Genomic DNA, 23,914 nt, shown 5'->3' with positions numbered 1-23,914 from the left:
CTGTGTCAGTGATGGAGGAACCAATGACGGCCACGCCCGAGACCAACATCCTTGCAACAACTGAAGGCCAGCGCCTGGCCGCCCAAGACGCCGAGCGCTGGCGCGAGTGGGGCCCGTACCTGAGTGAACGCCAATGGGGCACCGTGCGCGAAGACTACAGCGCCGACGGCGATGCCTGGGCGTACTTCCCGCATGAACACGCGCGCAGTCGCGCTTACCGTTGGGGCGAAGACGGCCTGGCCGGGTTCAGCGACAAGGCGCAACGCTGGTGCCTGGGGCTGGCGCTGTGGAACGAGCGCGACACGATCATCAAGGAGCGCTTGTTCGGCCTGAACAACGCCGAGGGCAACCACGGCGAAGACGTCAAGGAACTGTACTTTTTCGTCGATGGCGTGCCGAGCCATGCCTACATGCGCATGCTCTACAAATACCCGCATGCGGCTTTTCCCTACGCCGACCTGACCACCGAAAACGCGCGGCGTGGGCTCGAGGATGCCGAGTACGAGATCCTCGACACCGGCGTGTTCGAAGATAACCGCTACTGCGATGTCAGCGTCGAATACGCCAAGCACCAGCCCGACGATATTTTCATGCGCGTCACCGTGCATAACCGCTCGGACCAGCCGACTCGCCTGCAGGTACTGCCCCAGGTGTGGGCGCGCAATGACTGGAGTTGGACCGTTGATGCCCCCAAGCCGCAGTTGCGGCTCGACGGCGCCCACGTGCTGGCTCGTCATCATGAAATTTCTGATCGCCACCTCAGCGCTTGGGGCCAGGACGGCGTGGAGTGGTTGTTCTGCGAAAACGAAAGCAATTTTCCCCGGCTGGACGGGCAACCGGCACCGGGGCCGTTCAAGGACGGCATCAACGATTACGTGGTGGGCGGTGTGCAATCGGCGATTCGCCGCGATACAGGCACCAAAGTCGCCGCGCGCTTCGTCCTCGAACTGGCAGGCCAGGAAAGCAAAACCCTGTACCTGCGATTTGCGCCCACGAATGCGCCCGAGGTGAATGCGCGCAAGCTGTTTGAACAGCGTCGCGAAGAAGCCGATGACTTCTACGCGGCCCTGCAACACGGTATTAGCGATGCAGACGCGCGCAATGTGCAGCGCCAGGCCCTGGCCGGGCTGCTGTGGTCCAAGCAGCTCTACTATTTTGACGTGAACCAATGGCTCGACGGCGACCCGGCCCAACCCGCGCCACCGCCCGAGCGTTTGCATATTCGCAATACCCATTGGCGGCACCTGTCCAACTTCGACATCCTTTCCATGCCCGACACCTGGGAATACCCGTGGTACGCCTCCTGGGACCAAGGCTTCCAGGCGGTGGCGATTGCGCTGATTGACCCGGGCTACGCCAAGCAGCAGCTGTTGCTGCTGGTGAAAGACCGTTTCATGCACCCCAACGGCCAGTTGCCTGCGTATGAATGGCGTTTCGACGACGCCAACCCGCCCGTGCATGCCTGGGCCAGTTGGCGGGTGTATCAGCAGGACAAGGCGCTGACCGGTGTCGGCGACATGGATTTCCTCGAGCGGATCTTCCACAAGCTGCTGTTGAATTTTTCCTGGTGGGTCAACCGCAAGGACGCCGAAGGCCGCAACCTGTTCCAGGGTGGCTTTCTCGGGCTGGACAACATCGCGCTGTTCGACCGCTCGGCCACCTTGCCGCCGGGTTATCAGCTGGACCAGGCCGACGGCACGGCCTGGGTGGCTGCCTATGCACTGGACTTGATGCGAATCGGCTTGGAGCTGGCCAAGCGCAATGCCGTCTACGTCGATATTGCGGTGAAGTTTTTCGAGCATTTCCTCTACATCGCCGGCGCCATCAACCGCGTCGACGACAGCGCCGAAGGCTTGTGGGATGAGCAGGACCTGTTCTTCTACGACGTGCTGCACCGCCCCGACGGCCAAAATGAGCCGGTGCGCCTGCGCTCCATCGTCGGCCTGATGCCGTTGTTTGCCGTGCTGGTGCTGGAGCAGCGCGAGCATGAAGGCCTGGAAGGCTTGCGTGAGCGGCTGTTGGGTTTCATGCACCACCGGCCGGATTTGGCCAAGTTGGTGTCACGCTGGAACGAACCGGGGCAGGGCAATCGCCTGCTACTGGCGCTGTTGCGTGGCGAGCGGACCAAGGACCTGCTGCGGCGCATGCTCGATGACACCGAGTTCCTGTCGGCTTTTGGCGTGCGCTCCTTGTCCAAGGCGTTTGCCGAACAGCCGCTGGGGTTGAAGATGAATGGCGACACACTGTGCGCGCGTTATCAGCCAGGCGAGTCCGACTCGCGGTTGTACGGCGGCAACTCCAATTGGCGCGGGCCGTTATGGATGCCGGTGAACTACATGCTGATTGAATCACTGCGCGAATTTCATCGGTACTACGCGGATAACTTCTCGGTGGAGTACCCGACGGGGAGTGGTTATCTGGCGTCCCTTGAAGAAGTGGCCGACAGCCTCAGCCAACGTCTCACGCGATTGTTTTTGCGCGATGAAGATGGCCAGCGCCCGTCGATGGCGGGCTATGCGCAGCTGGAAGCAGACCCGGCCAGTCGCGATCTGGTGTTGTTCCATGAGTATTTCCATGGCGAAACCGGGCGTGGGTTGGGGGCGTCGCATCAGACCGGGTGGAGTGCGTTGGTGGCGTTGTTGCTGCAACCAAAAACCTAAGCAACACCACTGATCTGCTTTTCATTAAAACTACAGTGCTTGCGAAATGGCAGGCAAAAAATTACCGCCACCAAAAGGTCTGAATCAGGTAAATTCGCCACCCCTTCAGACAAGGATGTAGACGATGGCGAATGTTATCGCGCGGGTTGGCAGTGCAGGCCTATTTGGGGCACTGCTGATCACCTGCGCAGTGTTGATCACTTCACTGTATTCCCGAGAAAGCGCTGCGGCCCCGCTGATGATGCATTGCAGCGAATGCGAGAAAGGTGACGACACCTTCGATGCAACAAAATGGTTCAGCAGCGGCATGTACCGCCTTGAAACGGATATTGTTCCCAACCCGATGCGGTCGATGACTCGCACTCATCCGGTGGTCTTCAAAGCCAAGGACAATGACCAACTGGTCGAGGCCGCGCTGCGTGGAATCAACAATGTGCTCCCATCCTTCGATTCCCGCACGTTTGAAGCACAGTGGCCCGTGTTAACCAAGCGCGTACGTTACAGCTACAGCTTTTTTGTGGCGCCCGATGAACCCCGGGACCTCTATGACATGTACTTGCAAGTGGGCAAATACAAGCTGGTGATCGTGGTTGGGCTTGACGTCAATACCGGTGAAATCACCGCCGAGTATGAAGGGCGTGTGATTCGTGAAAACGATGGTAATGACCCTGCGTACATGGATACGTTCGAAGAAATGGATAACGCCAACACCCGCTGACCGGGAGGCTGGCTGAACGAAAAATCCCGCCGAAAGGCGGGATTTTTTTGAGCGCGGCCTTATCAAGCCGGGAACAGTTCGCTCAGCTTCATGGCCAGCATCATGTCGCCTTCGGTGCGCAGCTTGCCACTCATGAAGGCCTGCATGCCGTCGGTGTCGCCGCTGACGATGCCTTCCATGGTTTCGCCGTCGGTCACCAGTGTCACTTGGGCGTCCGGGTTTTCGCCTTCGAGCAGTTCGCAGGTGTTGTTCTTCACCACCAGCGAGAAGTTTTGGGTGTCGTCGATACGGAAACCGAACACCAGGTCCAGGCCGTCGGCAGCGGCTGGGTTGAATTTGGCTTTCATTGCTTCTACAGCTTTGGCTACGTCAGTCATGGTTTCGATCCTTTAAGGTAGAGTCCAGTGACCTTGGGGTCACGGTTGGCCGCAATTCATCGGAAGGTGATGAGCTGCGGCGCCTTCAACAGTTGCAAGTGGGTATGACTGTTGAAGGAAGCCAGTGCCACCTCGCGACCGCGGAATTTCAGCTGGTTGAGCGAGGTGTTAACAATTTGCCAGTTCAGTTCGAAGGCCTGCGCCGCAGGCATCCGGGTAATCAGGTGGAGCAGGGCGGTGATGGTGCCGCCGGAGGTAAACACGGCGATTTTGTGTGAGTTCTCAGCCGCTTCAAGCACGCGCTGCAAACCACCCTGGACACGCTCGACGAACCCCAGCCAGCTTTCCAGGCCGGGCGGGTCGAAGGTGCCGGCCAGCCAGCGCTCGACGATCAGGGCAAAAATGCGCTGGAATTCGCCGCGGTTCTGCGCCGCATTGCGCAGGATCTCCAGCGCGTCGGGCTCGGCGCTCAACAGGTCGGGGAGCAGGGCGCGGATGATTGCGTCGGCGTCGAACTCGTTGAAGGCGCTGTCGACTTCAAGTGTCGGCACCGGCAGGCCAAGGGCACGGTATTGATCGAAGGCGGCGGTGGCGGTGTGCTGCTGGCGACGCAGGTCGCCGGCGATGCAGCGGTCAAACGTCAGGCCCAGGTCGGCCAGATGGCGGCCGAGCACTTGCGCCTGTTCCACGCCGACGGGCGACAGGACGTCATAGTCGTCTGCACCGAAGGAGGCCTGGCCATGTCGTATCAGATAAATGCTGCCCACGTCCGTTTTCCCGGTACGTTGAAAGTCTGGCGAGGTTATGAGGATGCCTGCGAGCTGTCAATGAAAAAACATACGCTTGTTTTAAAAGCGCGTTAGAGCAGCTTGGCTGCTGGCGGTTTGAGCACTGGTCGCCCGGCGATAGCCTCGGTATGCTTGGGCAATCCGCGCCTGGCGCCGTGCATTTTTAAGGGGACACATGGATTTTTTGGCTGAATACGCGAGCTTTCTAGCGAAGACCGTCACTCTGGTGGTCGCTATTCTGGTGGTATTGATCAGCTTCGCGGCGCTGCGCAGCAAAGGCCGTCGCAAGTCCGCCGGCCAATTGCAGGTCAGCAAACTGAATGATTTCTACAAAGGCCTGCGTGAGCGCCTGGAGTCGAGCCTGCTCGACAAGGACCAGCTCAAGGCCCTGCGCAAGTCCGAAAGCAAAACCGAAAAGAAAAACAGCAAGAAGAAGCCTGAGGCCAAGCCACGGGTGTTCGTGCTGGATTTCGACGGCGACATCAAGGCCTCGGCCACCGAGAGCCTGCGCCATGAAATCACCGCGCTGCTGAGCCTGGCCACCCCTGAAGACGAAGTGGTGCTGCGCCTGGAAAGCGGCGGCGGCATGGTGCACAGCTATGGTTTGGCGTCCTCGCAACTGGCGCGTATCCGCCAGGCCGGCGTGCCGTTGACCGTGTGCATCGACAAGGTCGCGGCCAGCGGCGGCTACATGATGGCGTGTATCGGCGAGAAGATTATCAGTGCCCCGTTCGCCATCCTCGGCTCGATTGGCGTGGTGGCGCAGTTGCCTAACGTCAACCGCCTGCTGAAAAAGCACGACATCGACTTCGAAGTGCTGACGGCCGGTGAGTACAAGCGCACCCTCACCGTGTTTGGCGAAAACACCGAGAAGGGTCGCGAGAAGTTCCAGGAAGACCTGGACATTACCCATCAACTGTTCAAGAACTTCGTGTCGCGCTACCGCCCACAGCTGGCAATCGATGATGTGGCGACCGGGGAAGTGTGGCTGGGTGTTGCAGCGCTCGACAAGAGACTGGTCGACGAGCTGCAAACCAGCGACGAATACCTGGCCACCAAGGCCAAGACCGCCGACGTGTTCCACCTGCACTATGCCGAGCGCAAAAGCCTGCAGGAGCGTGTGGGTCTGGCGGCCAGCGGTTCGGTGGACCGGGTGCTGCTGACCTGGTGGAGCCGGTTGACTCAGCAGCGGTTCTGGTAATACCAGAATGTGCTGATCGTTCCCACGCTCTGCGTGGGAACGCATGCTGTGACGCTCCGCGTCACCCTTGCGAAGGGCTTGAGTCTGGCGAGGTTGGACGCGGAGCGTCCGGGGCGGCATTCCCACGCAGAGCGTGGGAACGATCAGAAACGATCAGAATGAAGGTAAGCCCCTTGTGGGAGCGGGCTTGCTCGCGAATGCGGTGGTTCAGTGGATACATCTGTTGACTGACACACCGTATTCGCGAGCAAGCCCGCTCCCACATTTAGTTCTGCGTTAGCACTACAGGAATTGGTTTTCGCATCAAAGCTCCCACCACCAACGCTCCCAGCAACGCCAACAAACCCGCCACCCACAATACCCCGCCGAACCCACTCACAAACGCTTGCCGCGCCAGCGGTTGCACCACCGTGCGTGCCGTCTCCGGCAATAATGTCATGGCCGCCGGCATATCACCGGCCACCACCCGCGATGCAATCCCCGCCGCCTGTGCCTGCCACTGCGGCTCGATAGTCGCGCGCAGCAGCTGCTCGCTATGGCTGCTCAACAACGCCCCGTACACGCCGATGGCCAACATGATCGCGCTGAAGCGCATCGTCGTACTCATGCCCGACGCCATGCCCGCCCGGTCCCGTGGCACGCACGCCATGATGTTTTTCTGCGTATCACCATTGAGCAAGCCTGCACCGGCGCCTGTCACCGCAATCGCCAGGGCGAAGGGCAGGTAGCCGCCGATATTCACCGCCCAGGCGCTTAACAGGTTGCCGCAGCCGACCAGGGTCAAGCCGGTCGCCATCATCGTCGCCGGTGCAAATCGTCCGGCCAGGCGCGCCCCGATCCTTGGGCAAATCAGCATGGTCAGCGCAAACGGCAGCATGCCCAGGCCCGAGGCAATCGCCGAAAACTCCAGGCCGTTTTGCAGATAAAACGGCAGCAGCGTCATCATCACTTGGGCGCAGCCGGCGTAGGCAAACATGCCCAGCAGCACACCGATAAAGCGCGGGTGCCGGAACAGCTGCAGGTCCACCATTGGTCGCTGTTGGACGCGCTCGGCCATCACGAACACGCCCAGCAACAGTGCGCCGCCGATCAGTCGCGCGTAAGTCAGTGGGTGGCCCCAACCGATACGATTGGCCTCGATCAGCCCCCAGATCAGGCACAACAGGCTGGCGCTGAAGGCCAGGCTGCCCCATGGATCCAGGCGTGCAGACTGAGTGTCGCGGGACTCAGGAATCGCCCGCAGCACCAGCGCCATCAACCCCAGGCCCACGGGCAGGTTGAGATAGAAAATCCAACGCCAGCCCAGGTACTGCGTGATCAAGCCGCCCAGCGTCGGCGCGGCGGTCATCGCCACGCCCATGCATGCCCCCCAGAACGCCCAGGCTTTTGCGCGCTCGGCTTCATCGTGGAAGGTGTGGCCGATGGACGCCAGCGCCGAGGTCAGCAGCAACGCCGCGCCGACCCCTTTGACGGCGCGCGCGATGTCGAGGAACAACGCATTCGGCGCGGCCCCGCACCCCAGGGACGCCAGGATGAAAATGCTCAAGCCCCAGATCAGCGTTTTCTTGCGTCCAAAACGGTCGGCGATGCTGCCGGCCGGTAATAACAACGCGGCGAACGCGAGCATATAGGCGCTGACGACCCACTCGATGTCGGCGAAATTGGCGCCCAGGTCGCGGGCGATGCTGGGCAGGGTCACGGCGACGATATTGGTGTCGAGCACGATCAGTGAGCACACGCCGGAGGCGGTGAGCAGCGTGAGACGAGGGCTGACACGGTTCATGATTTAATTACCTTGCAGGTAATGTGGGGAATACGCTTGACGGCCATCGCAAGGGCTCTCTATTGTTGAGGTCTCGCTAGCGTATTCCCAACTGGTGCGGTTTTTATTAGCTGGGCTGAAGCACTTCATTACCTTTGAGCTAATGTCACGATGGAAATCCGCCATTTTCGCTATTTCCTGGCCGTTGCCCGTCAGCGCAACTTCACCCGCGCCGCCGAGCAACTGGGCATTGCGCCGCCGACGTTAAGCCGGCAAATCCAGGACATGGAAGCCAGCCTGGGTACGCGCTTGTTTATCCGCCAGCAACGCGAAGTCAGCCTGACCGAGGCCGGCGCGGCCTTGCTGATCGAGGCCGAAGCCACCGTGCGCCAATTCGAATTCGCCCAGCGCAATGCCCAGCGCGCCGGGCGGGGCGAGATCGGCCATATCGAGTTGGGCTATGTGGCCTCGGCGGTGTACTCCGGTGTGTTGCAGCGGCAGATGCAGGCGTTCAGCCAGGCCAATCCCGATGTGAGCGTGAATGTGCGCGAATGCGCGATGGCGACACTGCCCAGCGCCGTGGCGGACGGTCGTTATGATATTGGCTATGTTCGCTCGCCCATGACCTTGCCCGATGGCATCGAAGCGCTGCGCCTGAGCAGCGAAGGGTTTGTGTTGGCGTTGCCGCAGGCTTCCTGGCTGCTGGAGCTCAAAGCCATCGGTTGTGAACACCTGCAAAACGAGACGTTTATCCTGCCGGAACAAATCAGCGGCACGCTGCACGTCGCGGCCCAGGGCGGTTTCGCGCCGCGCCTGGGGCCGCAACCGGGTGGGTTGGTGGCGGTGGTGGCGCTGGTGTCGTTAGGGCAGGGCGTGGCGGTGGTGCCGGCGTCGATGGTTGGGCATGTGAGTTTGCCGGGCGTGGTGTATCGCGCTATTCAGGGCAGTGAGGCGTCGTCGTGGCTGTCGCTGATTCACCGGCGTTTTGAGAAAGCGCCGGCGGTGGCGCGGTATATCCAGCAGGTCAAGCAGGGCGCTAAGTTGCAGGTTTGAGCGCGGCGGGTTGGGGGCTTTGCGGGTTAATTGTGTGGCTACCTTCGCGAGCAAGCCCGCTCCCACATTCGACCGCATTCCAGCCGCTGGAACTCGATCACATGTGGGAGCGGGCTTGCTCGCGAAGGGGCCACCAGGGGCGCTACACCAACCGCGGTTGAACCGAATCCGCCAACCGCGTCAGTATCAAGCAGCACGACACCGCTCCCGCATCCAGCACCCCTAGCGAACGCTCACCCAGCCGGCTCGCCCGGCCGATTTTCGCGACCAAATCCTTGGTCGAGTCGCGCCCCTGCGATGCGGCGGTTTTCATTGCCTCCAGCGCATCGTTGAAGCACGCACCGTCTGCATGTGCACGCTCAAACGCCTCCACCGCCGGGATCAGCGTGTCCATCAAACACTTGTCGCCCACGCCCGCTTCCGTGATGTCTTGCAACGAGGTCAAACCGCCTCGCAACAAGTGGGCAAAGGTCGCGGCGTCAATCTCTTCACTGTTGCGCACTTCGTCGGCCATGCCGATAAACAGGCTGCCGTACAGCGGCCCCATGGAGCCGCCGATACCTTCCATCAGGCTCAGGGTCAGTTCATCCAGGGCTTCGGCCAGGGTCAGTTGACGGCCTTCGATCGTGCGCCCGCAATGGGCGAAACCCTTGGCCATGTTGATGCCATGGTCGCCGTCGCCAATCGCGCCGTCGACTTCGCTGAGGTATTCACGGTTGGCCACGATCACGCTGACCAGGTCGGCGACGATGGCGCTGCCGTCACGGGTGGAAAAATGCTGGCTCATGGCTCACTCCGCCTGGGTCATGCCGATGGAACGGCAGGGTTGGTCGATCAGGGTTTTCAGCTCGGCGTCGAGGCCCAGCAGGGTCAGGGTTACGCCCATCATTTCCAGGGAGGTGAAGTAGTTGCCGACGTAGCAACGGTGAATCTTCAAGCCCTTGGCCTTGAGCTGGCGTTCCACCTCGGCGTAGAAAATATACAACTCCATCACCGGCGTGGCGCCGAGGCCGGACACCAGTACGACCACGCTCTCGTCCTGGCTGAAATCGCGGTCGGCGAGGATCGGCGCGAGCATGCGTTCGGCCATGGCGGCGGCGGATTCGATGGGGATGACTTCAATGCCCGGTTCACCGTGATGGCCGATGCCCAGCTCCATCTGGCCGTCGGGAATCTGGAAGTTCGGCTTGCCCACTGCCGCAATGGTGCACGGCGTGAGGCCGATGCCGATTGAGCGGCAGTGGTCGACGGTTTTCTGCGCGACGCGAATCACCCCGTCCAGGTCGTAATGCTGGGCGGCAGCGGCGCCGCCGACCTTCCACATGAAAATTTCGCCTGCCACGCCACGGCGCTTGGCGATATCGGCCTTGGGTGCCGATGCCACGTCGTCGTTGGCGACCACGGTGCGGATGCGCATGTCTTTGCTGGCGGCCATTTTCATTGCCAGCTTCACGTTCATGTTGTCGCCGGCGTAGTTACCGTACAGGCAGGCCACGCCCGCGCTGTGGTCGGCGGCGCGGAAGGCGTCGAAAAAGCTCTTGGCGGTGGGAGAGGAGAAGATTTCGCCGACGGCTACGGCGTCTACCAGGCCCGGGCCGACGTAGCCGAGAAAGGCCGGTTCATGGCCGGAGCCGCCGCCGGTGACGATGCCGACGCGGCCTGATGCCGACGGTTTGGCCTTGGTGATGACCCGTGGGTTCGCCTCGTATTGGCGCAGCTCGGGGTGCGCGACCAGGATGCCGCGCAGCATGTCTTCGACCACGTGGTCCGGATCGTTGATGACTCGATTCATAACGCGGGTTCCTGTGTTCTTATTCTTAAGGGCAACGAAGATCAACTGTGGGAGCCGGCAAGCCAGTTCCCACAAGGTTATGTGATGTTGCTGAGGTCAGGGTTCCAATACCACTTTCAGTGATTTATCCCCGCGCTCCATCACCGCAAACGCTTCCTTGAAGTCCGCCAAGGCAAACTTGTGGGTTACCACGTCGCGCATGTCGATCTTGCGGTTGCCGATGAAATCGATGGCGCGCGGGTACATGTATGGCCCCAGGTGCGAGCCCAGAATGTCCAATTCCTTGCGGTCGCCGATGATCGACCAATCTACCGTGGCTTCGTCATTGAATACGCTGAATTCGACGAAGCGCCCCAGCTTGCGCAGCATCGCCAGGCCCTGGTTCACCGCCTTGTGGTGGCCGGTGGCTTCGATGTAGATGTCGCAGCCGTAGCCGTCGGTGATCGCGCGGATTTTGGCCATGACGTCGACTTCGGCCGGGTTCCAAACTTCGTCGGCGCCCATGCGCAGGGCGAGCGCGGCGCGTTCGGGTTTCATGTCCAGCACGATCAGTTTTTTCGGGTTGCGCAGGCGCACCGCGCCGATGATGCCCAGGCCCAGCGTGCCCGCACCGGCCACCACCACCACGTCGTCATGGTCGACATTTGCACGCTCGGCGGCATGCAGTGAGCAGGCCAGCGGTTCGATGAGGATGGCTTCATCGGGGGCGATGGATTCCGGCACTTTGTGAATAATGCCTTCCTTGGTGAAGATCATGTACTGGGCCATGGCGCCCTGCACATTGTTCTGGAAGCCATACAGGTCATGCTTCTGGCACATCCAGTACTGGCCGTGGTTGCAGAAACGGCAGCCCCAGCACGGCACGATCTGTTCGGAGATCACCCGGTCACCGACCGCCACGCCACGTTTTTCCGCGCCTGGGCCGAGCGCAACTACGCGGCAGACGAATTCATGCCCGGGGATCATCGGCGGCTTCACGTAGCGCGGTTGTTCGGCGTCGCCCCAGAACGACGGCGCGCCGCGGTAGGTCTTGATGTCGCCCATGCAGATGCCGCACAGCTCGACTTTGGTCAGGATCTCATCGGGGCCGGGTGTGGGCACGTCGACGGTTTCCAGGCGGTAGTCTTCCGGGCCATGGCAGACCACCGCCTGCATGGTTTTCGGGATGACCGGGGACAGGTATTCAGGTGTGCGTTCGGTGACGGTGGACATGACAAAACCTCACGACAAAAAATGAATTACTGAATGCTGTAGCCGCCGTCAATCACCATGTTGGCGCCGGTGATCATCTGCGCGGCATCGCTGAGCAGGTACAACGCCAGCCCGGCGATTTCTTCCGGCTGGGCAAAACGACCCGCCGGGATCTGCAATTTGGCCCGTTCGCCCACTTCACCAGCCCAGGCTTTCTTGCCCAGCGCAGTTTCGACAATGGTCGGGGAGATGGCGTTGACGTTGATCTGTGGCGCCCATTCCATGGCCAGCACTTTGGTCATGCCGACAATCGCGGCCTTGCTCGCGCAGTAAGCGACGTGACGGTCCAGGCCGATCACGGCGGCTTGCGAGGCGAGGTTGACGATGCGCCCACCGCCGTTGGCGAGCATGTGCCTGGCGCAAGCCTGGGCCACGAAGAAACTGGCCTTGAGGTTGATGTCCAGGGTGGTGTCCCAAGCGCTTTCGCTGACATCAATGGCCTTGTCCAGCAATACAACCCCGGCGCTGTTGATCAGGTAGTCGAGGCGCTGGAAGTATTCGAAGACGCTGTCGATGGTGTGCTGTATTTGACCGATCTGGCCGAGGTCGACGGCAATGCCCAGGTGCTCGGCGCCCAGGCTGGCAGCGACGTCTACTACGGCGGGGTCACGGTCGAGCAAGGCCACGCGCGCGCCGCGTTCTGCCAGCAAGGTGGCGCAGGCCAGGCCAATCCCGGCGGCGCCGCCGGTGATCACCGCGCAACGGCCGGTGAGGTCGAAGGCTTGGTTCCAGAATCCAGACATACGATTAACTCCATTTTTGAAAACGGTGGAGATCCAATGTGGGAGTGGGCTTGCTCGCGAAAGCGGTGGATCAGCTGACGGATGTGCTGACTGACACACCGCCTTCGCGAGCAAGCCCGCTCCCACAGTTGGAATGCATCCACAGGTCGAAACCGCTACTTACCGCCGCTGACTTGTTTGTACAGCGCATCGGCGTTGGCATTCGTCACTGGCACCCACGGCAGGATGTAGTTCCTGGCCGTGCCGTCACCCCATTTCACGTCCTTGCCGTAACGCTCCCAAATCACCGACTGCGGTTTGTAGTCCTTGCCCGCCAGTGCGCGCAGCGCTACGTCGAGCGCGCCTTGGGATTGGGCCTGGGCGTCTTGCAGGAAAGTGGTGACTTCGTCTTTTTTCGCCGCCTGGATCGCGTCCGGCATGCCGTCGATGGAGGTCACCGGCACGTCCTTGGAGCTCAGCCCGTGGGATTTGAGCGCCTGCACGGCGCCGAGGGCCATGTCGTCGTTTTGCGCGATCACCCCGTTAATGCCTTTGGGGTGCGCGTTCAGCCAGTCTTCGGTGAGCGTCAGGGCCTGGGCGCGGTCCCAGTTGGCGGTCTTCTTCTCGATGATCCTGATGTCCGGGTGTTTGCTCAGCACTTCCAGCTCGCCTTTTTCCCGGTCGATCTGCGCCGACTGGCCAATCGGGCCCTGGATGATCACCACGTTGCCTTTGCCGTTGAGCTTGTCGACCATCGCCTGGGCCTGCAGGCGGCCGCCTTCTACGTCGTCATTGCCCACATAGGGCACGGAGGCATCGGCTACTTTCGTATTGGAGGCGATGACCACCACGTCGTTGCTCATGGCTTGCTTGACCGTGCCGACACCGGCCTTGGTGTCGATGGGAACGAACAGGATGGCGTCGTAGTGTTGGGTCACCATGTTTTCGATCTGGTTGTTCTGGGTCAGGGCGTCGTAGTTGCCGTCGAAAACGGTCAATTGCACGGTGCCGTCCTTGACCGCCGGGTGTTCCTTGAGCTCGCGCACCCAGTTCTGCATGAACTGGCCCTTGAGGCCGTAGACGGCGGCGCCGACTTTGTAGGTCTTGCCGTCGGCAGCAAACGCAATACTGCTGGCGAGCAGGGAGAGGGCCGCGACGGCAGCCAAAGACATTCCAGGTTTCATGGTGAGAACTCCGCTTATTGTTGTGGGTCGTTCAGTGCATTTTTTCGAGGGACAGCGACTAGCGTTTTTTCTTGCGCCACACGTCGATCAGTACCGCAAACACGATGATCAAGCCCTTGGCGACTTGCTGGTAATAGGAGGACACGCCGAGCAGGTTCAGGCCGTTGTTGATCACGCCGATCAGCAGCGCGCCGAACAGCGTGCCGACAATGCTGCCGGTGCCGCCCGACAGGCTGGTGCCGCCGATCACCACGGCGGCAATCGCGTCCAGCTCGTAGGAAACCCCGGCCTGGGGCAGGGCAGAGGTGGTGCGCGCCGACAGCACCACGCCGGCCAGACCGGCGAGCAGGCCCGAGACCACGTACACCGAAAACATTACCTTGCGTACGCCAATGCCGGAGGTGCGCGCGCTCTTTTCATTGCCGCCCACGGCGTACACGTAACGGCCGTAGGTGGTGTAGCGCAGCACCATCCAGAAGATCAGCGCGACCACCGCGAAGATGACAATCGGCACGCCAATCGGGCCGATCTTGCCGATGCCCAGCGCCAGATAAGCGTCGGGCAGGTCGGTGATCGGGCTACCGTCGTTGAGAATAAAGGTCATGCCTCGCGCGATGCTGAGCATGCCCAGGGTGGCCACGAACGGTGGGATTGACAGGTTGGCGACCATAAAGCCGTTGACCACGCCGAGCATCGCCCCGGCGAACATCCCGGCACTGACCGCCGCCAGCAGGCCGTAACCCTGGGTCGCGACCATGGCGCTGCACAGCCCGGCAAACGCCAGGATCGAGCCCACCGACAGGTCGATGCCCTTGGTCAGGATCACGTAAGTCATGCCCACGGCAAGGATGCCGTTGATGGAGGTCTGGCGCAGGATGTCCATCCAATTGCGCCAGGTCATAAAGTATTCGCTGGAAAACGCCATCACCACGCACAGCAGAATAAACACCAGCGGCAGGCCGAAACGGTCGAGGGACACGCGCAGGCGATTGCGCGGCGCGGCAGTCAGGGGTGGGGCAATGGTTTTGGCATTCATGAGGCAAGACTCAACAAGGCTTCCTGGGAAAGGGCGGTGTCGGTGCTGATGGTCACCAGCCGGCCGCCTTTGAATACAGCGATGCGATCACTCAAATGCAGCAGTTCCGGGGCTTCCGACGAGACCACAATGGCCGCGCCACCGGCGCGCACGAACTGGTCGAGCAAGTGGTAGATCTCTTGCTTGGCGCCCTCGTCGATGCCACGGGTCGGCTCATCGCAGAGCAGGCACACCGGCTCGGTCGACAGACATTTGGCGAGTACCACTTTCTGTTGGTTGCCACCACTCATGGAGGCCACCGGCAGCTCCAGCGACGAGGTCTTGATCTGCAGGCGCTTGACCATGTCCTCGGCCAGTTGGGTTTCCTTGCGAGCGTTGATCAGCGACCAACTCGACAGGCGCTTGTAGGCCGACAACGCAATATTGGAAAGAATGCTGCCGGTCAGCACCAGGCCGCTGTCTTTGCGGTCTTCGGTGACCAGTGACATGCCAGCGTTGATCGTGGCTTTGGGCAGGCCGATGGGCATGGGTTTGCCTTGCAGGGTCACGCTGCCGGAGTCCGCCACGGTCAGGCCGTAGATGCAGTTGAGAAACTCGCTGCGCCCTGAGCCCATAAGGCCATAAATGCCGAGGATTTCGCCCTGGCGCAGTTGCAGGCTGATGTCGTGGAACTCGCCGGTGCGGCTCAGGTTGTCGACTTGCAGGCAAGTGGTGGCGGCGCATTCGCGGCCGACCTTGTGGTCGATGCGCGTCAGCTCCTGGCCGACAATCCCGCGCACCAGGTGGTTGCGGTCGATATCGGCCATGCGCCCGCTTTCGACAAAGGTGCCATCGCGAAAGATGCTGTAGTCATCGGCGATCTGCGCCAGTTCGCTCAAGCGGTGCGACACATAGACGATGCCGGCGCCGCGCGCAGTAAGGCGTCGGATCGCCTTGAACAGGGTTTCTGCCTCGCGCTCGCCGATGGCAGAGGTGGGTTCGTCCATGATCATCACTTGGCAGTCATGGCTGAAGGCCTTGGCGATTTCCACCAGTTGAATCTGCGCCACGCTCAGGCGGTGCATGGGGCTGGTGGCGTCGACGTCGAATTCCAGGCTTTCGAGCAACTCGCGGGTGCGGCGGTTAAGGGTCTTGCTGTCGACGATGCAACCGGCACGGCGCGGTTCGCGACCCAGCCAGATATTTTCGGCGACGGTCATGTAAGGGATGGGTTCCAGCTCCTGGGTGATCATCGCGATCCCCGCCGCCAAGGCTTCACTTGGTCGGTTGAATTGAACGGGGGTGCCGTTGAGCAGGAGGGTCCCGGCGTCACGTTGAGTGATGCCCATCAGGATGCTCAGGAAGGTCGACTTGCCGGCGCCATTGCCGCCGCACAACGCGTGGACGCTGCCGGCCCGCAGAGAGAGGCGCCCGTCACGCAGGGCAGGGACCCCGGCGTAAGCCTTGGCGACGTGTTCAGCCTGGAGCAGTAATGGCGTGGCCATCGGCGTGTCCTCGTGCTGTGAATTCTTATTAGGTCGCACAGTCATGTTTTGCTGTGATCATATGTGTACCAAATGAAATTCTGATCAGTCAATCTCTTTCAATGAAAAGCTGTAAATGTCGCCTTGCTTGCAGTGAATGCCCTTTTAAAGGGCTTTGACTGTGGGGTCAGTTAAAACTCGCTTGACAGGAGGGTGTTAATGCACGCGAAATGACTGAGCGAAATTTCACTGAATGATCAATTGATCAGTCGTAAAGTAGGATCACGGCAGCGGAGCCAGACGCCATGAACACACCTTTCCCGGTGGCTATCGGATGCGATGAAGCGGGTTTTGAGCTCAAAGAGCTGTTGAAGCGCCATATCGAGGCGTTGGGTTATCCGGTGACCGACTTCGGCACCCACTCCACGGCGCCGGTGCTGTACCCGGATATCGCCCTGGCCGTGGCCACTGCCATTAACGCCGGGCAGCAACGCCTGGGCGTGCTGGTGTGCGGCACCGGGATTGGCATGGCCATCTCGGCCAACAAAGTGCTGGGTATTCGCGCCGCGCAGGCGCATGACACCTATTCTGCGGAGCGCGCGCGCAAGAGTAACGATGCGCAGATCCTGTCCATCGGCGCGCGGGTGGTTGGCGCCGAGCTGGCCAAAAGCATCGTCACCGCGTTTCTGGCCTCTGAGTTCGAGGCGGCGCGTTCCGGGGCCAAGGTGGCGCGTATCAATGCGATCGAACGCGATGGGCATCAATAGTGGACGGAACGGGGCAAGAGTCGGGAGAATGCGCCTTTGACGCCGAAACGGAAGCCCGTCCCCATGAGTGACAGTACCCAGCGCATCGCCAGCGATATCGATCAGATGACCGAAGTGGCGATGCTCTATTACCTCGAGAACGTCACTCAGGAGGCCATTGCCAAACGCTTCGACCTGTCACGCGCGAAAGTCAGCCGCCTGCTCAAACGTGCGCGCGATGAAGGGATCGTCGAGGTGCGCGTGTTGCAGCACCCGGCGATGAACAACGAGCTTGAGCAGGCGCTGGTGCAGCGTTTCAAACTTGACCGCGCGTTGATTGCCGTCGACCACAGCGACCCCGACACGCAGCGCTCGGCGGTGGCCAGCCTGGTGGCCAACTACCTGAATAAAACCCTGAGTGACGGCATGATCGTCGCTGTCGGCATGGGGCGTAACGTCGGGGCGGTAGCGGATAACGTGTTTTTGCCGGTAACGCGCAATTGTACCTTTGTCTGTGCTATCGGCGGTTCGCTCAAGGCTGGCGAGTACATGAACCCCGACCATATCTGCCGGCGCCTGGCCCTGCGCTTTGGTGGCGAGAGTGAAAGCCTGTACGCCCCGGCGCTGGTGGCAAACCCGGAATTGCGTGGGGTGTTGATCAACAATGACACGGTGCGCTCGACCCTGGATCGGGCGCGGCGGGCGGACATTGCGCTGATCGGCATTGGTGACATGAGCGAGAACAGCAACATGGTGCGCATGGGCTGGTTTTCGCCGCAGGAAATTGCCCAGGCGCGGTTGTCCGGTACGGTGGGCGACATGATGGGCTATGACTTTATCGACATACACGGGCAGCCGGCGGTCAACGCTATTCAGGGGCGGGTGATCGGGCTGACGGTGCAGGAGTTGTTTCGCATCCCGGATGTGGTGGCGATTGCCAGTGAGAACACCAAGGCGGCGGCGACCTTGGGGGCGTTGCGCTCGGGGGTGATTAATACGCTGGCGACGACGGTGACGAATGCGCACACGATTTTGGCGCTTGACGACGCGACGCGCAAAACCTGATTAAACATAGATCAAAAATGTGGGAGCGGGCTTGCTCGCGAATGTGGTGTTTCAGTTGATGCATGTGCTGACTGACACTCCGCTTTCGCGAGCAAGCCCGCTCTCACATTGGTTTTGTGTGCTTGAAGGACAGATCTTGTAATAGTTTTGCGTTGTGGGAAATTTTGGTTTCGCCTGTACGATCCAAGTCCTTTTGTTATTTCAGGACTTGCATGAACACCCTCTTGGAGCCTCCCAGTCGTCTTTCCCCAAGACATTTGCTGCTGTTCCCGTTAAAGCACCCCGTATTCCGACTGCTAACCTTGTCCCGGTCCACTGACCGCGCTTTGCCGTGTCCGGCATTCTGAAATCTATTACGAGACTCTATAAATGGAATGGTTAGCGGATCCAACGGCCTGGCTCGGCCTGTTGACCTTGATTGTGCTGGAACTGGTGCTGGGCATCGACAACCTGGTGTTTATCGCGATCCTGGCGGACAAGTTGCCGCCGGAGCAGCGCGACCGGGCGCGGTTGATTGGTTTGTCCCTGGCGTTGCTGATGCGCCTGGGCTTGCTGGCGAGTATTTCCTGGTTGGTGACGCTGACCCAGCCTTTGTTCGAGGTGTTCGACAAGAGCTTCTCCGGCCGTGACCTGATCATGCTGTTTGGCGGTGTGTTCCTGTTGTTCAAGGCCACCATGGAATTGCATGAGCGCCTGGAAGGCCATGTGGCCCAGCGCTCGGGCAATGTGGCGTATGCGATGTTCTGGCCGATCGTGGCGCAGATCGTGGTGCTCGACGCGGTGTTCTCCCTCGACGCGGTGATTACGGCCGTGGGCATGGTGGATGAACTGGCGGTGATGATGATCGCGGTGATCGTGTCCATCGGCTTGATGATCGTGGCGAGTAAACCGCTGACCCGCTTCGTCAACGCGCACCCTACGGTGATCATGCTGTGCCTGGGCTTCTTGATGATGATCGGTTTCGCCCTGACGGCCGAAGGCTTGGGCTTCCATATTCCCAAGGGCTATCTGTATGCGGCGATTGGTTTCTCGATCCTGATCGAGGTGTTCAACCAGATTGCCCGCGCCCGCCGCAAGAAGTCGGCGCAAGGCACGTTGCCGGTGCGCCAGCGCACCGCGCATGCGGTGATGCGTTTGCTCGGCGGTCGCAGCCTGGCCGTCGAAGGCATGGATGACGACGTTGCTGACCTGATGGGCGAGCCGGATGCAGCGCAAGGCCCGTTGTTTGATCGACGCGAGCGCGTGATGATCAGCGGCGTGCTGCAATTGGCCGAGCGGCCGATTCGCACCTTGATGACGCCACGGGCCAAGGTCGACTGTATTGATCTGTCGGACGATCGCGACACTATTCGCCTGAAATTGATGCATTCGTCCTACTCGCGCCTGCCGTTGATCCGCCACGGCGCTATCGATGAGCCATTAGGTTTCGTGCACAAGAAGGAGTTGCTCAAGGAATACCTGGCCGGCAACGAGCCGAACCTGGAGCACTTGGCGCGCCGCGCGATCAACCTGCTGGAGAGTTTTTCGATCCTCAACGCCCTGGAGCAGATGCGCCAGGAATCCACCCACATTGCGTTCGTGATCAACGAATTCGGCGATTTTATGGGGGTGTTGAGCATGACCGACATTCTCGAGTCCATCGCCGGTGAATTGCCGGATGCCAGCGAGATTGAAGGGCCGGATATTGTCGAGGACGGCGAGGGTTTTCGTGCCAATGGCGCCGTGAACCTGAACCAGATTCGCCAGCGCACCGGCTTCAAGGCCGTGGCCACCGACGATTATCAGACCCTCGCAGGTTTAGTGATGAGCCTGCTGGACCGCCTGCCGATGGTCGGCGACAGCCTTGAGCATCAAGGCTGGCGCCTTACCGTGGCAGCGGTGGAGGAGCGGCGGGTGACGCAAGTTCGTCTGGAGCCTACAGCTAGGCATAGCGGCTGAATATATTGTTCAGTTCTTGCGTCAGGGTTTTCTCGTCTTCAAACCCTCTGATGACTTCCTGAACCTCGCCGTCGATATGCGTTACCAGCGTAGGTGTGCCGGTAACCCTCTCAGTACTGCGGCGTTCAGGCTTGCCCAGCTCAGGCGCAACGGTCGGCTCGATGACATAGCTATCCACAAACCTGTCATGCTCTTTGGCGGCGCTTTCAAAAAATGGTCTGTAGTACTCGCATGCCGGGCAGCTTTTTGAAACAAATAGCGTGAATACGATTCGACCCTGTTTCAGTGCGGACTCATAGCCCGCCTGGCTGGTAATGACGTCGTTAGTGGTTGCCATGATGAAATCCCTCTCGGCTTGCGGTTTCTGCCAACGCTAAGCCGAGAGATCACCCCCGTCTACTGTCAACCTTCACAGGTAGACACGCTTAAACATCTGCGTCACGTTCCACGCGTTCACGGGCCTTGCGCGCCTGACTCGCGCATTTCTTGTATTCCTCATTGTCCCGCGACGCCTTCGCCTTGCGATAGCCATGATGGTTCTGGCTGGTGTAATCGGTGCTGAAAGCCTCTTTCAGCTTGGTTAATTCCTCCTTGCATTCACGCCGATCATTACTGGCCAGGGCCGTACCGGCCACCCACCAACACAGCACAACCACCAAAATTCTTACCTTCATCACGCCCGGCTCCTGCACACAGATACCCCCAGCCTAGCCCAACCCAAAAAATCAGCCACACCCACACAAAGCTCAAAAGCAACGAAAATCCCCTGTGGCAAATCCCCTGTGGGAGCGGGCTTGCCCGCGAATGCGTCAGCTCAGCCACCATCAATGTTGACTGACCCACCGCCATCCCAGGCAAACCCACCCCCACAGGTGTTCAATATCAGCCCCGCTACGGTGCAAGGTAACGCCACCCTGGTGCGCCACCTGTCACTGTGTGTCCCTGAGTAGCAGACTGCCTCCAGCCGCTGGCCAAGCACCTCACCCAGCACAAACCATTATCCCTATGATTCAAAACGAATTTACCCCAATCATATTTTTCTGTTACCGCGTGTGGCACACTTTCTGCTGTCTATTCCGTTGTTACATACTAAGTTCCGGTATAGCGGAATACACAACTCCTGGAGTGCTTGTCATGCATCACCGACCTTCCGTGTTCAAAGCGTGTGTTTTTCTCTTCGCCGCATCGGCTTCCCTCGCAAGCGTAGTGCAGGCGGCGGACAGCAAGCTCGATGATGTGCTCAAGCGTGGGCATCTCATCGTGGGTACAGGCAGTACCAATGCGCCGTGGCACTTCCAGGGAGCGGATGGCAAGTTGCAGGGTTTTGATATCGACATCGGCCGTATCGTCGCCAAAGGTCTGTTCAACGACCCGAGCAAAGTCGAGTTTGTGGTGCAGTCGTCCGACGCACGTATTCCCAACCTGCTGACCGACAAGGTCGACATGAGTTGCCAGTTCATCACCGTCACGGCCAGCCGTGCGCAGCAAGTTGAATTTACCTTGCCGTACTACCGCGAAGGCGTGGGCCTGCTGTTGCCGAACAACAGCAAGTACAAGGAAATCGAAGACCTGCAAGCCGCAGGCGACAGCGTCACCGTGGCCGTGCTGCAAAACGTCTACGCCGAAGAGCTGGTGCACCAGGCATTGCCCAAAGCCAAGGTCGACCAATACGACAGCGTCGACCTGATGTACCAGGCCGTGAACTCCGGCCGCGCCGATGCCGCCGCCACCGACCAATCCTCGGTCAAGTACCTGATGGTGCAGAACCCCGGCCGCTACCGCAGCCCGACCTACGCCTGGAGCCCGCAAACCTACGCGTGCGCGGTCAAGCGTGGCGATCAGGACTGGCTGAACTTCGTCAACACCGCGTTGCATGAAGCCATGACCGGTGTGGAATTCCCCACCTACAAGGCCTCGTTCAAGCAATGGTTCGGCGTGGATTTGCCAGAACCAGCGATCGGTTTCCCGGTTGAGTTCAAGTAAATCGTAAACCCTGGGGCGCCCCTGACGGCGCCCCAATCAGGTACTGCCGACCATGAACTATCAGTTGAACTTTGCCGCCGTGTGGCGTGATTTCCCCAGCTTGCTGGCGGGGCTCGGCCTGGGCCTTGAGCTGGCGCTGCTGTCGATCGCGATTGGCTGCGTGATCGGCCTGATGATGGCGTTTGCCATGCTGTCCAAACACCGCGCGTTGCGAGTCTTCGCCTCGGTGTATGTGACGGTGATCCGCAATACGCCGATCCTCGTGCTGATCCTGTTGATCTACTTTGCACTGCCGTCATTGGGGATTCGTCTCGACAAAATTCCCTCGTTCATCATCACCTTGTCGCTGTACGCCGGTGCCTACCTCACCGAAGTGTTCCGCGCCGGGCTGTTGAATATCCCCAAAGGCTTGCGTGAAGCGGGTTTGGCGATTGGCTTGGGTGAGTGGCGGATCCGCGCCTACATCACCGTGCCGGTGATGCTGCGCAATGTGTTGCCGGCGCTGTCGAACAACTTTATCTCGCTGTTCAAGGACACCTCGCTGGCGGCTGCGATTGCCGTGCCGGAGCTGACCTACTACGCCCGCAAGATCAACGTCGAAAGCTACCGGGTGATTGAAACCTGGCTGGTCACGACTGCGCTCTACGTGGCTGCCTGTTACCTCATTGCCATGCTGCTCCGTTACCTGGAACAGCGTCTGGCGATCCGTCGTTAAGGAAGGTTTCCATGTACGAATCCCCCAGCTGGTTGCATGAGTTGTGGATCGCCCGGGATACCCTCTGGGCGGGCTTTCAAGCCAGCGTGTATGTGTCTGCGCTGGCGATTATTTTCGGTACGCTGATCGGCATTGTCGCCGGTTTGATCCTGACCTACGGCAGGTTCTGGATGCGCGCGCCGTTTCGTCTGTATGTCGACCTGATCCGTGGCACGCCGGTGTTTGTGCTGGTGTTGGCGTGTTTCTACATGCTGCCGGCGCTGGGTTGGCAGATCACCGCGTTCCAGGCTGGCGCCGTCGGGCTGACGCTGTTTTGCGGCTCCCACGTCTCGGAAATCGTGCGCGGTGCGCTGCAAGCCATTCCCCGTGGGCAATTGGAAGCGGGCAAGGCGATTGGCCTGACGTTCTACCAATCCCTGGGCTACGTGCTGTTGCCTCAAGCGTTGCGCCAGATCCTGCCGACCTGGGTCAATTCCTCCACGGAAATCGTCAAGGCCTCGACCTTGCTCTCGGTGATCGGCGTGGCTGAATTGCTGCTGAGCACCCAGCAAGTGATCGCGCGTACCTTCATGACCCTGGAGTTCTACCTGTTCGCCGGGTTTCTGTTCTTTGTCATCAACTACGCCATCGAGTTATTCGGGCGCTACATTGAAAAGCGGGTGGCCTTGCCATGAACCAACCTCAAACTAACCAACCGCTGCTGAACATTCGCGGCCTGCGTAAACAGTACGGCCAGGTAGAAGTGCTCAAGGGCGTCGACCTGTCCATGCAGCGCGGCAACGTGGTGACGTTGATCGGCTCCAGCGGCTCGGGCAAGACCACGCTGCTGCGTTGCGTCAACCTGCTGGAAGAATTCCAGGGCGGCCAGATCACCCTGGACGGCGAGTCCATCGGCTACAGCGAAATCGCCGGCAAACGCGTGCGTCACCCCGAGCGCGTGATTGCCCAGCACCGCGCGATGACCGGCATGGCGTTCCAGCAATTCAACCTGTTCCCGCACCTTACCGCGTTGCAAAACGTCACCCTTGGCTTGCTCAAGGTCAAGAAGATGGGCAAGGACGAAGCGGTGGCCCTGGCGGAAAAATGGCTGGACCGCGTCGGCCTGCTGGAGCGACGCAACCACTTTCCGGGCCAGCTCTCCGGCGGCCAGCAACAGCGCGTGGCGATTGCCCGTGCGATTGCGATGAACCCCAGCCTCATGCTGTTCGACGAAGTCACCTCGGCCCTCGACCCCGAGTTGGTGGGTGAAGTGCTCAGCGTGATAAAGGGCCTGGCGGAAGAGGGCATGACCATGTTGCTGGTCACCCACGAAATGCGTTTTGCCTACGAAGTGTCGGACAAGATCGTATTCATGAACCAGGGCCGCATTGAAGAGCAGGGCACGTCGAAAGACATCTTCGAACGCCCACAATCGCCGCGCCTGGCGGAATTTTTGAAGAACATTCGTTTTTAATCAGGAG

At 60.3% G+C, this 23,914-nt stretch carries 23 protein-coding genes; 11 read left to right on the top strand and 12 right to left on the bottom strand.

The window, feature by feature from the left end; translation table 11 throughout:
- The first annotated feature begins 23 nt into the window (after positions 1-23).
- Positions 24-2,660, top strand: a complete 2,637-nt coding sequence (locus tag HX783_RS22585) for a glucosidase (protein WP_177018296.1) — start codon at positions 24-26, stop codon at positions 2,658-2,660.
- Positions 2,661-2,784: 124 nt separating this feature from the next.
- Positions 2,785-3,378: a hypothetical protein gene (locus HX783_RS22580; RefSeq protein ID WP_177018295.1), complete on the top strand. Its 594-nt coding sequence runs from the start codon at positions 2,785-2,787 to the stop codon at positions 3,376-3,378.
- 62 nt (positions 3,379-3,440) lie between these two features.
- Here the strand turns inward: HX783_RS22580 and HX783_RS22575 are convergent, their stop codons facing one another.
- A complete protein-coding gene (locus HX783_RS22575) occupies positions 3,441-3,755 on the bottom strand; it encodes an SCP2 sterol-binding domain-containing protein (RefSeq protein ID WP_016969749.1) in 315 nt (104 codons plus the stop codon).
- 56 nt (positions 3,756-3,811) lie between these two features.
- On the bottom strand, positions 3,812-4,522 hold the full coding sequence (locus HX783_RS22570) for a histidine phosphatase family protein (protein WP_177018294.1): 711 nt from the start codon (positions 4,520-4,522) through the stop codon (positions 3,812-3,814).
- 196 nt (positions 4,523-4,718) lie between these two features.
- Between HX783_RS22570 and sohB the strand changes: the two genes are divergently transcribed.
- Positions 4,719-5,744: a protease SohB gene (gene sohB, locus HX783_RS22565; protein ID WP_159957511.1), complete on the top strand. Its 1,026-nt coding sequence runs from the start codon at positions 4,719-4,721 to the stop codon at positions 5,742-5,744.
- Between the two features lie 265 nt (positions 5,745-6,009).
- On the opposite strand, the gene HX783_RS22560 is transcribed toward sohB, so the two are convergent.
- Positions 6,010-7,527: an MFS transporter gene (locus HX783_RS22560; RefSeq protein ID WP_177018293.1), complete on the bottom strand. Its 1,518-nt coding sequence runs from the start codon at positions 7,525-7,527 to the stop codon at positions 6,010-6,012.
- 150 nt (positions 7,528-7,677) lie between these two features.
- Between HX783_RS22560 and HX783_RS22555 the strand changes: the two genes are divergently transcribed.
- Entirely contained in the window at positions 7,678-8,559 is an 882-nt protein-coding gene (locus tag HX783_RS22555) for a LysR family transcriptional regulator (protein WP_177018292.1), read from the top strand.
- Between the two features lie 142 nt (positions 8,560-8,701).
- Here HX783_RS22555 and dhaL read toward each other — a convergent pair whose 3' ends face one another.
- The 7 genes from dhaL to HX783_RS22520 form a co-directional block, all read right to left on the bottom strand.
- Complete coding sequence (gene dhaL / locus HX783_RS22550) at positions 8,702-9,346, bottom strand: dihydroxyacetone kinase subunit DhaL (protein WP_159957505.1); 645 nt, start codon at positions 9,344-9,346, stop codon at positions 8,702-8,704.
- Positions 9,347-9,349: 3 nt separating this feature from the next.
- On the bottom strand, positions 9,350-10,351 hold the full coding sequence (locus HX783_RS22545) for a dihydroxyacetone kinase subunit DhaK (RefSeq protein WP_177018291.1): 1,002 nt from the start codon (positions 10,349-10,351) through the stop codon (positions 9,350-9,352).
- Positions 10,352-10,447: 96 nt separating this feature from the next.
- The gene (locus tag HX783_RS22540; RefSeq protein WP_159957501.1) at positions 10,448-11,563 is read right to left on the bottom strand and encodes an alcohol dehydrogenase catalytic domain-containing protein; all 1,116 of its coding nucleotides are present in this window, start codon (positions 11,561-11,563) and stop codon (positions 10,448-10,450) included.
- A 26-nt stretch (positions 11,564-11,589) separates the two neighbouring features.
- Positions 11,590-12,345, bottom strand: coding sequence for an SDR family oxidoreductase (locus tag HX783_RS22535; RefSeq protein WP_177018290.1), 756 nt, complete (start codon positions 12,343-12,345; stop codon positions 11,590-11,592).
- A 155-nt stretch (positions 12,346-12,500) separates the two neighbouring features.
- Entirely contained in the window at positions 12,501-13,508 is a 1,008-nt protein-coding gene (locus HX783_RS22530) for a substrate-binding domain-containing protein (protein ID WP_177018289.1), read from the bottom strand.
- A gap of 58 nt (positions 13,509-13,566) precedes the next feature.
- Positions 13,567-14,544 (bottom strand): ABC transporter permease, encoded by a 978-nt coding sequence (locus HX783_RS22525; RefSeq protein WP_159957495.1) that lies wholly within the window; start codon positions 14,542-14,544, stop codon positions 13,567-13,569.
- Entirely contained in the window at positions 14,541-16,028 is a 1,488-nt protein-coding gene (locus HX783_RS22520) for a sugar ABC transporter ATP-binding protein (RefSeq protein ID WP_177018288.1), read from the bottom strand. Before HX783_RS22520 ends, HX783_RS22525 begins: the two co-directional genes overlap by 4 nt.
- Positions 16,029-16,312: 284 nt before the next feature.
- On the opposite strand from HX783_RS22520, the gene rpiB reads away from it, so the two are divergent.
- From rpiB to HX783_RS22505, 3 genes are all read left to right on the top strand, one after another.
- Positions 16,313-16,774, top strand: coding sequence for a ribose 5-phosphate isomerase B (gene rpiB, locus HX783_RS22515; protein WP_159957491.1), 462 nt, complete (start codon positions 16,313-16,315; stop codon positions 16,772-16,774).
- 63 nt (positions 16,775-16,837) lie between these two features.
- Entirely contained in the window at positions 16,838-17,818 is a 981-nt protein-coding gene (locus HX783_RS22510) for a sugar-binding transcriptional regulator (RefSeq protein WP_177018287.1), read from the top strand.
- A 369-nt stretch (positions 17,819-18,187) separates the two neighbouring features.
- Positions 18,188-19,756, top strand: a complete 1,569-nt coding sequence (locus HX783_RS22505; protein WP_177018286.1) for a TerC family protein — start codon at positions 18,188-18,190, stop codon at positions 19,754-19,756.
- Here HX783_RS22505 and HX783_RS22500 read toward each other — a convergent pair.
- Positions 19,740-20,093 carry a thioredoxin family protein gene (locus tag HX783_RS22500; protein ID WP_177018285.1) on the bottom strand — a complete coding sequence of 118 codons (354 nt, stop codon included), beginning with the start codon at positions 20,091-20,093 and terminating at the stop codon, positions 19,740-19,742. The two genes, HX783_RS22505 and HX783_RS22500, sit on opposite strands and share 17 nt — an antisense overlap.
- An 88-nt stretch (positions 20,094-20,181) precedes the next feature.
- On the bottom strand, positions 20,182-20,430 hold the full coding sequence (locus tag HX783_RS22495) for a hypothetical protein (protein ID WP_177018284.1): 249 nt from the start codon (positions 20,428-20,430) through the stop codon (positions 20,182-20,184).
- A 460-nt stretch (positions 20,431-20,890) separates the two neighbouring features.
- Here HX783_RS22495 and HX783_RS22490 point away from each other — a divergent pair, with 460 nt between their 5' ends.
- The 4 genes from HX783_RS22490 to HX783_RS22475 are packed head-to-tail and all read left to right on the top strand — an operon-like array spanning position 20,891 to position 23,907.
- Positions 20,891-21,739 (top strand): transporter substrate-binding domain-containing protein, encoded by an 849-nt coding sequence (locus HX783_RS22490; protein WP_177018283.1) that lies wholly within the window; start codon positions 20,891-20,893, stop codon positions 21,737-21,739.
- 52 nt (positions 21,740-21,791) lie between these two features.
- The gene (locus HX783_RS22485; protein WP_159957481.1) at positions 21,792-22,454 is read left to right on the top strand and encodes an amino acid ABC transporter permease; all 663 of its coding nucleotides are present in this window, start codon (positions 21,792-21,794) and stop codon (positions 22,452-22,454) included.
- 11 nt (positions 22,455-22,465) lie between these two features.
- A complete protein-coding gene (locus HX783_RS22480) occupies positions 22,466-23,128 on the top strand; it encodes an amino acid ABC transporter permease (protein ID WP_177018282.1) in 663 nt (220 codons plus the stop codon).
- Positions 23,125-23,907, top strand: coding sequence for an amino acid ABC transporter ATP-binding protein (locus HX783_RS22475; protein ID WP_065907741.1), 783 nt, complete (start codon positions 23,125-23,127; stop codon positions 23,905-23,907). Before HX783_RS22480 ends, HX783_RS22475 begins: the two co-directional genes overlap by 4 nt.
- Positions 23,908-23,914 lie beyond the last annotated feature (7 nt).

Source organism: Pseudomonas sp. D2002, assembly GCF_013385735.1.
Taxonomy (GTDB): Bacteria; Pseudomonadota; Gammaproteobacteria; order Pseudomonadales; family Pseudomonadaceae; genus Aquipseudomonas.
This window is presented reverse-complemented; position numbering and strand designations above follow the sequence as displayed.

Coding starts and splice junctions, on each gene's coding strand:
- HX783_RS22580 (WP_177018295.1), top strand. CDS start 2,785: ATGGCGAATGTTATCGCGCGGGTTGGCAGTGCAGGCCTATTTGGGGCA.
- HX783_RS22530 (WP_177018289.1), bottom strand. CDS start 13,508: ATGAAACCTGGAATGTCTTTGGCTGCCGTCGCGGCCCTCTCCCTGCTC.
- HX783_RS22560 (WP_177018293.1), bottom strand. CDS start 7,527: ATGAACCGTGTCAGCCCTCGTCTCACGCTGCTCACCGCCTCCGGCGTG.
- sohB (WP_159957511.1), top strand. CDS start 4,719: ATGGATTTTTTGGCTGAATACGCGAGCTTTCTAGCGAAGACCGTCACT.
- HX783_RS22495 (WP_177018284.1), bottom strand. CDS start 20,430: ATGAAGGTAAGAATTTTGGTGGTTGTGCTGTGTTGGTGGGTGGCCGGT.
- HX783_RS22475 (WP_065907741.1), top strand. CDS start 23,125: ATGAACCAACCTCAAACTAACCAACCGCTGCTGAACATTCGCGGCCTG.
- HX783_RS22535 (WP_177018290.1), bottom strand. CDS start 12,345: ATGTCTGGATTCTGGAACCAAGCCTTCGACCTCACCGGCCGTTGCGCG.
- HX783_RS22545 (WP_177018291.1), bottom strand. CDS start 10,351: ATGAATCGAGTCATCAACGATCCGGACCACGTGGTCGAAGACATGCTG.
- HX783_RS22525 (WP_159957495.1), bottom strand. CDS start 14,544: ATGAATGCCAAAACCATTGCCCCACCCCTGACTGCCGCGCCGCGCAAT.
- HX783_RS22505 (WP_177018286.1), top strand. CDS start 18,188: ATGGAATGGTTAGCGGATCCAACGGCCTGGCTCGGCCTGTTGACCTTG.
- HX783_RS22555 (WP_177018292.1), top strand. CDS start 7,678: ATGGAAATCCGCCATTTTCGCTATTTCCTGGCCGTTGCCCGTCAGCGC.
- HX783_RS22500 (WP_177018285.1), bottom strand. CDS start 20,093: ATGGCAACCACTAACGACGTCATTACCAGCCAGGCGGGCTATGAGTCC.
- HX783_RS22485 (WP_159957481.1), top strand. CDS start 21,792: ATGAACTATCAGTTGAACTTTGCCGCCGTGTGGCGTGATTTCCCCAGC.
- HX783_RS22540 (WP_159957501.1), bottom strand. CDS start 11,563: ATGTCCACCGTCACCGAACGCACACCTGAATACCTGTCCCCGGTCATC.
- HX783_RS22480 (WP_177018282.1), top strand. CDS start 22,466: ATGTACGAATCCCCCAGCTGGTTGCATGAGTTGTGGATCGCCCGGGAT.
- HX783_RS22520 (WP_177018288.1), bottom strand. CDS start 16,028: ATGGCCACGCCATTACTGCTCCAGGCTGAACACGTCGCCAAGGCTTAC.
- dhaL (WP_159957505.1), bottom strand. CDS start 9,346: ATGAGCCAGCATTTTTCCACCCGTGACGGCAGCGCCATCGTCGCCGAC.
- rpiB (WP_159957491.1), top strand. CDS start 16,313: ATGAACACACCTTTCCCGGTGGCTATCGGATGCGATGAAGCGGGTTTT.
- HX783_RS22490 (WP_177018283.1), top strand. CDS start 20,891: ATGCATCACCGACCTTCCGTGTTCAAAGCGTGTGTTTTTCTCTTCGCC.
- HX783_RS22575 (WP_016969749.1), bottom strand. CDS start 3,755: ATGACTGACGTAGCCAAAGCTGTAGAAGCAATGAAAGCCAAATTCAAC.
- HX783_RS22510 (WP_177018287.1), top strand. CDS start 16,838: ATGAGTGACAGTACCCAGCGCATCGCCAGCGATATCGATCAGATGACC.
- HX783_RS22585 (WP_177018296.1), top strand. CDS start 24: ATGACGGCCACGCCCGAGACCAACATCCTTGCAACAACTGAAGGCCAG.